General features: G+C 70.3%; 10 protein-coding genes. 1 reads left to right on the top strand and 9 read right to left on the bottom strand.

All coding sequences use genetic code 11. From position 1 onward, the window contains the following. Positions 1 to 2: 2 nt before the first annotated feature. The 9 genes from murD to HPC46_RS19035 form a co-directional block, all read right to left on the bottom strand. Complete coding sequence (gene murD, locus HPC46_RS19075) at positions 3 to 1,466, bottom strand: UDP-N-acetylmuramoyl-L-alanine--D-glutamate ligase (RefSeq protein ID WP_179472717.1); 1,464 nt, start codon at positions 1,464 to 1,466, stop codon at positions 3 to 5. 1 nt (position 1,467) lies between these two features. Beyond that, positions 1,468 to 2,547, bottom strand: coding sequence for a phospho-N-acetylmuramoyl-pentapeptide-transferase (mraY, locus tag HPC46_RS19070; RefSeq protein WP_179472715.1), 1,080 nt, complete (start codon positions 2,545 to 2,547; stop codon positions 1,468 to 1,470). Next, positions 2,544 to 4,082 carry a UDP-N-acetylmuramoyl-tripeptide--D-alanyl-D-alanine ligase gene (locus HPC46_RS19065; RefSeq protein ID WP_179472713.1) on the bottom strand — a complete coding sequence of 513 codons (1,539 nt, stop codon included), beginning with the start codon at positions 4,080 to 4,082 and terminating at the stop codon, positions 2,544 to 2,546. The genes mraY and HPC46_RS19065 overlap by 4 nt, the downstream gene beginning before the upstream one ends. Next, positions 4,079 to 5,620 carry a UDP-N-acetylmuramoyl-L-alanyl-D-glutamate--2,6-diaminopimelate ligase gene (locus tag HPC46_RS19060; protein WP_179472711.1) on the bottom strand — a complete coding sequence of 514 codons (1,542 nt, stop codon included), beginning with the start codon at positions 5,618 to 5,620 and terminating at the stop codon, positions 4,079 to 4,081. Before HPC46_RS19060 ends, HPC46_RS19065 begins: the two co-directional genes overlap by 4 nt. Before the next feature lie 37 nt (positions 5,621 to 5,657). Beyond that, on the bottom strand, positions 5,658 to 7,607 hold the full coding sequence (locus HPC46_RS19055) for a peptidoglycan D,D-transpeptidase FtsI family protein (RefSeq protein ID WP_179472708.1): 1,950 nt from the start codon (positions 7,605 to 7,607) through the stop codon (positions 5,658 to 5,660). Beyond that, positions 7,604 to 8,743, bottom strand: a complete 1,140-nt coding sequence (locus tag HPC46_RS19050; protein WP_179472706.1) for a cell division protein FtsL — start codon at positions 8,741 to 8,743, stop codon at positions 7,604 to 7,606. The genes HPC46_RS19055 and HPC46_RS19050 overlap by 4 nt, the downstream gene beginning before the upstream one ends. Beyond that, the gene (gene rsmH, locus HPC46_RS19045) at positions 8,743 to 9,903 is read right to left on the bottom strand and encodes a 16S rRNA (cytosine(1402)-N(4))-methyltransferase RsmH (RefSeq protein WP_179472704.1); all 1,161 of its coding nucleotides are present in this window, start codon (positions 9,901 to 9,903) and stop codon (positions 8,743 to 8,745) included. Before rsmH ends, HPC46_RS19050 begins: the two co-directional genes overlap by 1 nt. Then, positions 9,878 to 10,309, bottom strand: coding sequence for a division/cell wall cluster transcriptional repressor MraZ (mraZ, locus tag HPC46_RS19040; protein ID WP_005144518.1), 432 nt, complete (start codon positions 10,307 to 10,309; stop codon positions 9,878 to 9,880). The genes rsmH and mraZ overlap by 26 nt, the downstream gene beginning before the upstream one ends. Positions 10,310 to 10,579: 270 nt before the next feature. Further along, the gene (locus HPC46_RS19035; RefSeq protein ID WP_179472702.1) at positions 10,580 to 10,987 is read right to left on the bottom strand and encodes an SCO2097 family morphological protein; all 408 of its coding nucleotides are present in this window, start codon (positions 10,985 to 10,987) and stop codon (positions 10,580 to 10,582) included. 274 nt (positions 10,988 to 11,261) lie between these two features. On the opposite strand from HPC46_RS19035, the gene HPC46_RS19030 reads away from it, so the two are divergent. Beyond that, positions 11,262 to 11,861 (top strand): GNAT family N-acetyltransferase, encoded by a 600-nt coding sequence (locus HPC46_RS19030; RefSeq protein WP_179472848.1) that lies wholly within the window; start codon positions 11,262 to 11,264, stop codon positions 11,859 to 11,861. Positions 11,862 to 11,876 lie beyond the last annotated feature (15 nt).

Genomic DNA, 11,876 nt, shown 5'->3' with positions numbered 1-11,876 from the left:
GGCTACCGGGCCGCGGCGCGCACGGCGGCGGCGAACGTGTCACCACGGTCGGCGTAGCCGGCAAACTGGTCGAACGAGGCGCCGGCGGGAGCCAGCAGCACGGTGTCCCCGGTTCGGGCCAGCGTGGCCGCGGCGGCGACGACCTCGGTCATCACCCGGGCACCCAGGCCTGGCGCGGAGGCGTCGACCACGCGAGTCTCATGAGTAACGCCTGACTCATTGGTCTCATGCACCACAGCATCCTCCCGCGTCACAACCTGGATGACGGGGACATCGGGCGCGTGTCGCGATAACGCGTCGGCAACCACGGCCCGGTCCCGGCCGATCAGCACCGCCCCGACCAGCCGGTTCGCGACGCGGATGACCATCTCGTCGACCGACGCGCCTTTCAGCAGGCCACCGGCCACCCACACCACCCGCTCGTAAGCCAGCAGCGAAGCCTGCGCAGCATGCGGGTTGGTGGCCTTGGAGTCGTCGACGTAGGTGACGCCGTCGACGACGGCGACCCGTTCGGCGCGGTGGCGGCCGACCTGGAAGTGGGCCAGAGCGTCGGCGATCGAGGCGGGTGCGACGCCGACCGCGCGGGCCAGCGCGGCCGCGCCGAGCGCGTCGAGGATGCCGACCGGGCCGGCGACCGGGATCGAGGCCACGGGCGCGAGGTCGAGATCGGCGGCGAAGGCCCGATCGACGAGCATGCCGTGGCGGACCCCGAGCTCGCCGGCACCCGGCTCGCCGAGCCGGAAGCCGGTCTTGACCGCCGCGGCGGCATTCGGCAAAAGGCCGGCCGCAACCGGGTCATCGAGTCCGACGACCGCGACCCGGCCGTCGAGCGCGCGGGCTTTGGCAGCGGCGTAAGCATCCATCGAGCCGTGCCAGTCGAGATGGTCTTCGGCGACGTTGAGCACCGCGCCCGCCTCCGGGCGCAGTGACGGCGCCCAGAACAGCTGGAAGCTGGACAATTCCACGGCCAGTACGTCGGCCGGCTCGGCCAGCACGTCGAGCACCGGGTCGCCGATGTTGCCGCACAGCACCGCGCGGCGGCCGTCGGCGACCAGCATCGCGTGCAGCATCGAGGTGGTGGTGGTCTTGCCGTTGGTGCCGGTGACCACCAGCCAACGCCGCGGCGGCCCGTAGTGGCCGGCCGCATCCAGGCGCCAGGCCAGCTCGACGTCACCCCAGATCGGGATCCCGGCCCCCGCCGCGGCGGCCAGCACCGGCGCGGTCGGCGGGAAGCCCGGGCTGGTGACCACCAGGGCATAGTCGCCGATCCCGGCTACCGCCTCGGCCGGCGTGACGGTTTGAATACCGTTGGCCGCCAACGCTTTCAGAGAATCGGCATTGTCGTCGCAGACCCGAATGCGGATATCCCAGGACGCCAGGGCGGCGACCACCGCACGTCCGGTGATACCGGCGCCGGTCACCAGGACCTGCGCCCCCGGGGTCAGCTCGGCCAGACCGGGATGCACCTCAGGCCCCGATGGCCGACAGCCACTCGCCGTAGAACAAGGCCACCCCGAGCCCGCAGGCGATCGCGGTGAGCAGCCAGAACCGGATGATCACCGTCGTCTCGGCCCAGCCGACCAGCTCGAAGTGGTGGTGGAACGGCGCCATCCGGAACACTCGGCGCCCGGTGGTCCGGAACGCGAGGATCTGCACCACCACCGAGGTGACCTCGGCGACGAACAGCGCACCCAGCACGACGGCCAGCACCTCGGTGCGGCTGGTGACCGACAGCCCGGCGATCATGCCGCCCAGCGCCAGCGATCCGGTGTCGCCCATGAAGATCTTCGCGGGCGCGGCATTCCACCACAGGAAGCCGATGCACGCCCCGGCGGTCGCGGCGGCCAGCACCGCCAGATCCAGCGGGTCGCGGACGTTGTAGCAGCCCAGCCCCGGCGCGGTGGCGCAGGCATTGCGGTACTGCCAGAACGTGATCAGCACATAGGCGGCACTGACCATGGCCATACTTCCGCCGGCCAGCCCGTCGAGGCCGTCGGTGAAGTTCACCGCATTGGACCAGGCGCTGACGATGACCACGCAGAACAGCACGAACACACCGGAGCTCAGTGTGACGGTGGCGATCTCGCGTACGTAGGACAGCTCCGGGCTGCCCGGCGTCAGGCCGTCGGCATTGCGGAACTGCAGCACGAGGATGCCGAACAGCACGGCGGCGGTGAGCTGGCCGACCGTTTTCGCGGTCTTGTTCAGGCCGAGGTTGCGCGAGCGGCGGATCTTGATCAGGTCGTCGACGAAACCGACCGCACCCAGCGCGGTGCCCAGGCCGAGCACCAGCAGCCCGGAGGCCGACGGGCCGTCCCCGTCGAGCGCGACGCCGACCAGGTGGGTGCCGAAATACCCGGCCCAGATGCCGGCCAGGATCGCGACGCCGCCCATCGACGGGGTGCCGCGTTTGGTCTTGTGGCTCGGCGGGCCGTCCTCACGGATCTCGTGGCCGAGGCCCTGGCGGGTGAACAGCCGGATGAGCGCCGGAGTCAGCAGGATCGACACCGCCAGCGAGATGCCGACGGCGATCAGGATCAGTCTCATGAGGCGTCGCCCCGATTGCCTCGCTCCTCCTCGGCCTCGTTCCTCGGCCGCATCGTCGACTCGGCGTCGCCCAGCAGGGCTTCGGCCAGCTTCCCCAGGCCCGCCGAGTTCGATGCCTTGACCAACACGACATCACCGGGCTCCAGCTCGGCGCGCAGCAGTTCCAGGGCGGCGTCGGCGTCGTCGACCATGGTGGATTCCGAACCCCAGGATCCCTCCATGACCGCCCCGTGGTGCATGGCGTTCATGGGCCTCCCGGTTCCGACGACGACGAGTCGACTGATATCTAAGCGCACGGCGAGTCGACCGACACGATCATGCTCGGTTATCGAGGAGTCCCCCAGCTCCGCCATCTCGCCGAGCACGGCCCAACTGCGCCTGCGCTCACCGGAGCGCGCCATCACCGCCAGGGCCTGCAGGCCGGCCTTCATCGAGTCCGGGTTCGCGTTGTAGGCGTCGTTGACGACGGTCACGCCGTCGGCGCGGGTGTGCACCTCCATGCGGTGCCGCGACGCCGGGCCCGCGGCGGCCAACGCAGCGGCCACCTGTTCGGGTGTTGCCCCGCATTCCAGTGCCACCGCGGCCGCGCTGCACGCGTTGCCGACCTGGTGTTCGCCGTGCACGGCCAGCTGCACAGCGGCGGAGCCCGCCGCGGAGACCAGCGTGAAGCGGGGCCGGGCCAGCTCGTCGAGTTCGACATCCACGGCGCGAACGTCGGCCGCCGCGGACTGCCCTACCCGCACCACCCGCGCCGCGGTCCTGGTGGACATCGCCGCCACCATCGGGTCATCGGCGTTGAGGATCACCACCCCCGAAGACGGAACTGCTTCTGCCAGTTCACCTTTCGTGGCCGCGATGACCTCGCGGGAGCCGAACTCGCCAAGATGAGCGGTGCCGACGTTGAGCACGACCGCGATCGACGGCGGGGCGATGGCCGCCAGCGCGGCGATATTGCCGGGATGCCGGGCCGACATCTCCAGCACCAGATAGTCGGTGGCCTCGGTCGCCCGCAGCACGGTCCACGGGTGACCCAGCTCGTTGTTGAACGAGCCCGGCGGGGCGACGACTTCGCCCAGCGGGCGCAGCACCGCGGCGATCAGATCCTTGGTCGAGGTCTTGCCTGACGATCCGGTGACCCCGACGATCGTCAGCCCGCCCGCGACCAGTTCGGCGGCGACGGCGGCGGCCAACTTCGCCAGTGCAGCCAGCACGGCCGCACCGGAGCCGTCGACGTCGTGTTCGAGAACCCCGGCATGCGCATCGGTGGCCGTTGCGGCCGGTACCACGATCGCGGGCACCCCGACCGGCCGCGCCGCGAGCACCGCGGCGGCACCCGCCTCGATCGCGGCCTTGGCGAAGTCATGGCCGTCGGTGCGGGCACCGGGCAGCGCCAGGAACAGACTGCCCGCGGTGACGGCACGCGAGTCGAACTCGACGGTTCCGGTGACGGTGCGCGAGGCCGCCTCGCCAGCGCTGATATCGGCGAGCGTTCCCCCGACGATCTCGGCGATCTGGGCGACGGTCAGGGCGATCACCGGGCCGCTCCCCGCTCGTCGAGGGCGGCGGCGAGCTCCTCACGATCGTCGAACGGACGGGTCTGCCCGCCGGCGGTCTGACCCTTCTCGTGGCCCTTGCCCGCAATCACCACGACGTCCCCGGCGCGGGCCCAGGCCACGGCGTGCCGGATCGCCGCGCGCCGGTCGGAGATCTCGACGACTTCAGCGCCGTCGGCACCTCCGGCGCCGGCCACGATCGCGGCCCGGATGCTCGCCGGGGCTTCGTTTCGGGGGTTGTCGTCGGTGACGACGACGAGGTCGGCGAGCTCAGCGGCGATGCGGCCCATGGGTTCTCGCTTGCCGGGGTCGCGGTCACCACCCGCACCGAACACCACCGCGAGCCGGCCTTGGGCCGGCTTGAGGGTCTCCAACACCGCCTGCAGCGCACCGGGCTTGTGGGCGTAGTCGACGACGGCGAGAAAGTCCTGGCCTCGTTCGACGGGTTCCAGCCGGCCCGGCACCGACGCGTCGCGCAGGCCGGGTGCAGCCTGCTCAGGCGACACCCCGACAGCGTCGAGCATGGCCAGCGCCAGCAGCGCGTTGGCGACGTTGTAGCGGCCGGGCAGCCGGATCCGCAGCCGGTGGTGCACACCGGCGGGGTCGACCGCGGTGAACTCCTGCGCGCCGCCGTCGAGCACCACGACGTCCTCGGCCCGCCAGTTCGCGGGGTGGCCGGCGGCGGACACCGTGACTGCATCGGTGGCGCGCCGGGCCATGTCGCGGCCAGCGTCGTCGTCGACACAGATCACCGAGACGGCGGCGTGCGCGGGCGAGGCCGGGTCGAACAGCCGGGCCTTGGCCTCGAAGTAGGCCGCCATCGTGGGGTGGAAGTCGAGGTGGTCGCGGCTCAAGTTGGTGAAACCGCCCGCGGCGAACCGGATGCCGTCGGTACGGCCGAGTTCGAGGGCGTGGCTGGAGACCTCCATGACGGCGGTGTCGACGCCGCGCTCGGCCATCACGGCCAGCAATGCCTGCAGGGCCGGGGCTTCCGGGGTGGTCAGCGCACTTGGCACGTCGGCCCCGGCGATCCGCACACCCACGGTGCCGATCAGGCCGGGAGTACGGTCGGCCGAGGTCAGGCCGGCCTCGATCAGGTGGGTCGTGGTGGTCTTGCCGGACGTGCCGGTGACCCCCAGCACCACCACACGGTCCGAGGGGTGCCCGTAGACCGCAGCGGCGAGTTCACCGAGCACCGCGCGCGGAGCCGGATGCACGAGGATCGGGACGGGCGCGGATTCGCCGAGCGTGCGGTGAATGACCGCCAGCCCTTCGGCGTCGGTGAACACCGCGACGGCGCCGTTCTCGATCGCGTCCCTGGCGTAACTGGCGCCGTGCGACGACGAGCCGGGCAGCGCGGCGAACAGGTCACCGGCCAGTGCGTCCTGGCCGCGGAGGGTGACGCCGGTGACGCGGACCGCGGGCGCGACACCGCCGGCGGCGGGTACCGCGCCGACCCGGGCGGCCAGCGTCGGCAGGCTCAGCGCCGGGGTGGTGCGGGGCCGCAGGGCATTGGTCATCGGGTGCTCACCCTACCCAGCAACCGGGCTCGGCCGGCTACGTGGCCTGCAGGATCAGCGGCGCGCCGGGGTCGGCCGAGAGCGGGACGTTCTGCCGCTGCAGCAGCCAGGCGGCGATGTTGTGGAACAGCGGCGCGGCCGACGAGCCGGGCGTGCCGTCGGCGGCGCGGTGCGGGGCGTCCATCATGATGCCGATGACGTAGCGCGGGTCGTCGGCGGGCGCCATCCCGGCGAAGGTGATCCAGTAGACATCGCTGTAGTAGCAGCCGCAGGCCGGGTTGATCTGCTGGGCGGTGCCGGTCTTGCCGGCGATCTGATAGCCGTCGACCGCCGCCGCCGGACCGGTGCCCTGCTGGTATCCCATCGGGTCGCGCTGCACGACGGCACGGAACATGTTGCGCACCGTGCGGGCCGTCTCGGGCGTGACCACCTGGATGCCGGGCGGCCGCGCCTCCTCGGTGCGGGTGCCATCGGCGGCGATCGTCGCCTTGACGATCCGCGGCGGGATGCGCACCCCGTCGTTGGCAATCGTCTGATAGATCCCGGCCATCTGCAGCAGGGTCATCGAAAGACCCTGCCCGATCGGCAGGTTGGAGAACGTGCTGCCCGACCACTGGTCGATCGGCGGTACCAGGCCGGAACTCTCGCCGGGCAGCCCGACTCCTGTGCGCTGGCCGAGACCGAACTTGCCGAGCATGTCGTAATAGCGCTCCGGCCCGATGCGCTGAGCCAGCATCAGGGTGCCGACGTTGGACGACTTCCCGAAGACGCCGGTGGTGGTATACGGCATCACACCGTGGTTCCACGCGTCGTTGACGGTGACGCCGCCCATGTTGATCGAGCCGGGAACCTGAAGCACCTCGTCGGGGTTCGACAGCCCGTACTCGATCACCGACGAGGCGGTGATGATCTTGTTCACCGACCCCGGCTCGTACGGCGAGGTGACCGAGAGGTTGCCCATCTGCTTGTCCTGCTGGCGCCCGATGTCCTGGCTGGGGTCGAACGTGTTGTCGTTCGACATGGCAAGCACTTCACCGGTTTTCGCGTCCAGCACCACCGCGGAGACGTTCTTGGCGCCGGAGGCGTCCTTGGCCAGTTGCACCTGCTGCTGCACGTAGTACTGGATGTCGTCGTCGATGGTGAGCTGGATGGTGGAGCCGTTGACCGCGTCATGCTTGTTGCGGTAGCTGCCGGGGATGACGACGCCGTCGGAGCCGCGGTCGTAGGTGATCGAGCCGTCGGTGCCCGAGAGCTTGCCGTCCATCGAGTCCTCGAGACCGAGCAGACCGTGGCCGTCCCAGTCGATGCCGCCGACGATGTTGGCCGCCAGCGCACCGCCCGGGTACTGGCGCAGATCCTGGCGTTCGGCGCCGATCTCCGGGAATTTCTTGGTGATCGCGTCGGCGATCGCCGGGTCGACGGCACGGGCGAGGTAGACGAAGGTCTCGTTGCTGCGCAGCTTCTTCAGCAGGGTGGCCGCGTCGGGCTTGTTGCCCAGCTTGCCCGCCACCTCGGTGGCGATCTGAGTGAGCCGCTTGTCGGGATCCGGTGCGGCAGGCGACTTCTCCTTGGCCTCGGCCAGCTGCTTGCGGATCTTGGTCGGCTGGAAGGTCAGCGCCCTGGCCTCGATCGTGAACGCAAGCTTGTCGAAGTTTCGGTCGACGATGCTGCCGCGGACCGCCTTCTCGACATCGGTCACCTTGAGCTGGCCGGCGGCCTGGGCCCGCAGACCCGCGGCCTGCGGCACCTGGAGGTTGAACAGCTGGACGGCGGCGAGCCCGAGCGCAAGAAAGATGACGATGTTGCCCGCGCGGTGGCGGAACACGAATGACGCTGTCCGGCCGCCACTTTCGATCAGCTGGCGGGTACGACGCGCCTTGGCGGACCGGCCCGGCCCCGGCTCCGGTTGGGTCGTGACGACCCGGGCGCGCCGCCGGGTCGCCTTGGCGGGTCCGGCGGCCTTGTCGGACGTGGTCCGACGACTCACTGGCCCGCTCCGGCGGGTGCGGCGGGCGCGACCGGCATGGCGGCAGCGACGTCAGGCGTCAACGCCGGCGGGGCGGCGTCGACCGGGGCCGGCAGCGGCGCGGGCGGCGCTTCGACGGCCGGGGCAGGCAGCGCCGCCGGGGCCTGGGCCGGCTGCGCCAGCACACCGGGTTGCGGTGCCAGCACCGGCGGGAGTACGACGCCGGGGACGGGCACTGTCGCTGGCTGGGGCAGCGTGCCGGGCGCCAGAACAGTTCCGGGCGGGAGCGTCGCGGCGCCGGGCGGCAAAGTCACTGCACCATTGAACGGCAGGCCGCCGAGCGGAGTCGTCGCGACACGCACGGGAACCTCGGGCGAACTTCCCGGCTTCGGCGCCGCCGCGGCGGGCGGGGCGGGTGGGGCCGGCGGTTGCGGCACGGCGTCGGGCAGTTTGTTGTTCAGCGGCGGCGGCGGTGCACCCTCGGCAGGCTTGGGCTTGCCGACGACGGTCCAGTTGCCCGTCGGGTCCTGTACCAGATGCGCAGTGTCCTTCGACGGGATCATGCCCAGGTTGCGCGCGGACTCGGCGAGCGCGGGCGCGGACTCGGCCTCGAGCACATCGCGTTCGAGCGCTTCCTTCTGCTGCGAGAGCGCTTCATTGGTGGACCGGGCATTGCCCAGCTGATAGGACCGCTGCGCGGCATCGGTGGACAGCCACAGGGTGACGGCCAGCCCGACACCGAGCGACCCGATGACCAGGACCACGAACGGGACCTTGGCCATCAAGGTCTGCGGACGCAGGTCGATGCCGGCCAGCCGGGCGATCAGCCGGTCGCGTAATGGCGGCCGAACAACCTTGGGGGCCTTGGCCTTACGGGCCTTTGCCCGGGCTTTGGCCTGGCTGACGTTCTTGGCCCGCGCGGGGCGTTCGGCCGGCCGGGCGACGGGCGCGGTCTGCGGGCCCTGCCGCAGCGCGCGCGGCTCGTGCGGCCGGCGAGCCGACGCACGTCCGGGTCGTGCGGGATTCTCGGCACCGCGCCGACGGGCCGCGGCCGTGCCGGTCTTCGACTTCTTGGCGGCCTTCTTCGGATCTTCCCTCTTGCCCCGCTTGACTTCTGCGCGATCTCCCGGACCCGCTGGCTTGCGCCCGACCTTCATCAGCCCTTCCCTCCCCGTCGAGGATTGCCCGGCGTCACGCGTTGCAGTGCCCGCAGCCGGACCGGCGCACTACGTGGATTACGTTCGATTTCGGCAGCATCAGCACGCTCGGCACCGCGGGTGAGCGCACTGAATTCTGGTTCATAGCCGGGCAATTCGACGGGCAGGCCCTCCGGCGACCGGGAGGTCGTCGCCGCGGCGAACGTGGCCTTGACGATCCGGTCCTCAAGCGACTGATACGACATCACCACGATGCGACCGCCGTCGGCCAGCGCGGCCAGCGCCGCGGGCAGGGCCGCCGACAGCGAGTCCAGCTCGGCATTGACCGCGATCCGCAGCGCCTGGAACGTCCGCTTGGCCGGGTGACCGCCGGTGCGCCGGGCCGGTGCCGGGATGCCGGCGTAGACGATCTCGACGAGCTCACCGGTGGTGGACAGCGGCGCCTGCCGGCGGCGCTCGACGATCAGCCCCGCGATCCGGTGGGCGAACTTCTCCTCGCCGAAGCGGCGCAGGATGTCGGTGAGCTCTTTGCGGTCGTAGGTGTTGAGGATGTCGGCGGCTGTCAGCGGGGCGTCGGTGTCCATCCGCATGTCCAGCGGAGCGTCCTTGGAGTAGGAGAACCCGCGCTCGACCTGATCGAGTTGCATCGAGGAAACCCCGAGATCCAACAGCACGCCATCGACGGAATCCGAAGGCGTGCAACCGGCTTCGGCCAGCGCGTCGGCGATGCCGTCATACCGCGTGTGAACCAGGCTGACCCGGTCGGCGAACGGAGCGAGCCGGGCACGGGCGATCGCCAGCGCACCGGGGTCACGATCGAGGCCGATCAGGCGCAGCTCGGGGAACTGGGTCAGGAAGCGCTCGGCGTGCCCGCCGGCACCCAGAGTGCCGTCGACCAGGACGGCTCCCGGCCGGGCCAGCGCAGGGGCCAGCAGTTCGACGCAGCGCTCCAGCACGACGGGGACGTGCCCGTGGTCGGATTCGTCAACCACGACGGGACCTCCGATTGGGACACGGTGCGCCCCTGGATCGAGGTCCCTGTCCGAGATCGCGAACCTGGCGTTGGGGAAGTACGTCAGGGTCGGTTCGGGCAGAGACCACGATGCAGGGGCCACCTCCGGCTGGGTGGCCAGCTCAGATGATGTCGCTGAGGGCTTCATCGCTGGCCGCGGAGAAGTTCTCTTCGTGGGCTTCTTGGTATTCCTGCCAGGCCTGGGCGTCCCAGATCTCGAGGAAGTCGACGGCGCCGATCACCACGCAGTCCTTGGACAGGTTGGCGTAGCGCCGATGGTCCGAGGACAGCGTGATCCGGCCCTGGGAGTCGGGGTGCTGCTCATCGGTGCCGGCCGCCAGGTTGCGCAGGAACGCACGCGCCTCCGGATTGCTGCGCGAGGTCTGCGTAGCCCGCCGGGCCAGCTGTTCGAACTCCGCGCGCGGGTAGACGGCGAGGCTGTGATCTTGACTCTTGGTGACCATCAACCCTCCTGCCAGCGCGTCGCGGAACTTGGCGGGCAGTGTCAGCCGCCCCTTGTCGTCGAGCTTGGGCGTGTAGGTGCCGAGAAACATGCTGCGCACATCCCTTCACACCTACCGCCCCGGAGCCGTCGCTCCGTTGACCGCCACAATACCCCACAATCCCCCACTTTGCTCCACATTATCGGCCGTTATCCGACAGCATCCACCACTCTCTGCCACCACGGCCATTTCCGGCCCCATACCCGCACCGCTGTGGGCATCAAAAGCCCAGCTCAAACCCGGGTGGGGCGTTGTGGGGACTACCGAGACAAAGAAAAACGGGGCAGCCGAACGGCTACCCCGTGTGCGAGAACCTGCAGCTCACTCGTCGAAACGACGCCGGAAGCGATCCTCCATGCGGCTGGTGAACGATCCGCCGCCGCCCTTGGCCTTGCGCTGACGCGGCCCCGACGACGAGGACGGGCCGGACCTGTCTCGCCCGCCGGCGACGCGCGGGCCGGTGATCGCGAACACGACGCCGCCGAACATGACGATGAAGCCGACGACCGACAGGATCGGGAAGCTGCCGATCATCGTGGCTTTGAACGCGACTCCGGCGACCAGCATCGCCAGGCCGATCACGAACAGACCGGCGCCCTGCAGTCGCCTCCGCGTGGAAGGGGCCCGCAAGGTTCCACCCCGTACGCTCGAGGCGAACTTGGGATCCTCGGCGTAGAGAGCGCTCTCGATCTGATCGAGCATGCGCTGCTCATGATCGGAGAGTGGCATTCGTCCCTCCTTGCCGACACGGCCGGTCACGATTCCGATAAAACTTGGCTGCCCAGCGATTACCCGGGCAACTAACCAAATGATACGAGCTGAAGGTGCGCCGTACCACCTAGTTGGTCCACCCGATTGTAGCTGTGTCCAGGGGTTGTTCTGTTCCCGCCATGACCGTGTAAGAGGCCCGTCATCACCTCACCGGTGAATGCCGGGGCCGGACTGCACCGATAATGGCCCTACACCCATGACCGATCAGCAGACTCCGAAGGGCACCGAGGCGTTGGCGACTTTCCTCATCGATCTGTCGCCGAACGACATGGCGCAACGCCTCCACGACGCCCTGACCGTGTACGTCGACGCCATGCGCTACCCCAGGGGGACCGAGGGCCAGCGGGCGGCGATGTGGCTCGAGCACACCCGCCGCCACGGCTGGAAGGCCGTCGCCGCCGTGGAGACCGCCACCGCCGCGGGCGAACCGGCCGGTCCCGAGGCGCTGCGCAGCGCCCCCCTGCTCGGCATCGCCTATGGCTACTGCGGGGCCCCGGACCAGTGGTGGCAGCAGCAGGTGGTGGCGGGCCTGCACCGGATCGGTATGCCCGCCGACGACGTCGGCCGGCTGATGGGCAACTACTTCGAGCTCACCGAACTGCACATCCACCCGAGCGCGCAGGGCCGCGGCCTTGGCGAGGCACTGGCCCGGCGGCTGCTGACCGGCCGCAGCGAAGCGAACGTGCTGCTGTCCACCCCGGAGATCATCGGCGAGGCCAACCGCGCCTGGCGGCTGTACCGGAGGCTGGGCTTCACCGATGTCATCCGCGGCTACCACTTCGCCGGCGATCCGCGCGCGTTCGCCATTCTGGGCCGCAGCCTCCCGCTTTAGCGCGGATCTGGCACG

The sequence above is a fragment of the Mycolicibacterium vinylchloridicum genome (assembly GCF_013404075.1).
GTDB classification, from domain to species: Bacteria; Actinomycetota; Actinomycetes; order Mycobacteriales; family Mycobacteriaceae; genus Mycobacterium; species Mycobacterium vinylchloridicum.
The sequence above is the reverse complement of the archived record's forward strand: the minus strand, read 5'-3'. Positions and strand labels throughout refer to the sequence as shown.

Bases quoted from the DNA above. Each gene is read 5' to 3' on its own strand.
- mraY (WP_179472715.1), bottom strand. From the start codon at position 2,547: ATGAGACTGATCCTGATCGCCGTCGGCATCTCGCTGGCGGTGTCGATC.
- HPC46_RS19060 (WP_179472711.1), bottom strand. From the start codon at position 5,620: ATGACCAATGCCCTGCGGCCCCGCACCACCCCGGCGCTGAGCCTGCCG.
- HPC46_RS19050 (WP_179472706.1), bottom strand. From the start codon at position 8,743: ATGAAGGTCGGGCGCAAGCCAGCGGGTCCGGGAGATCGCGCAGAAGTC.
- rsmH (WP_179472704.1), bottom strand. From the start codon at position 9,903: ATGAAGCCCTCAGCGACATCATCTGAGCTGGCCACCCAGCCGGAGGTG.
- mraZ (WP_005144518.1), bottom strand. From the start codon at position 10,309: ATGTTTCTCGGCACCTACACGCCCAAGCTCGACGACAAGGGGCGGCTG.
- HPC46_RS19035 (WP_179472702.1), bottom strand. From the start codon at position 10,987: ATGCCACTCTCCGATCATGAGCAGCGCATGCTCGATCAGATCGAGAGC.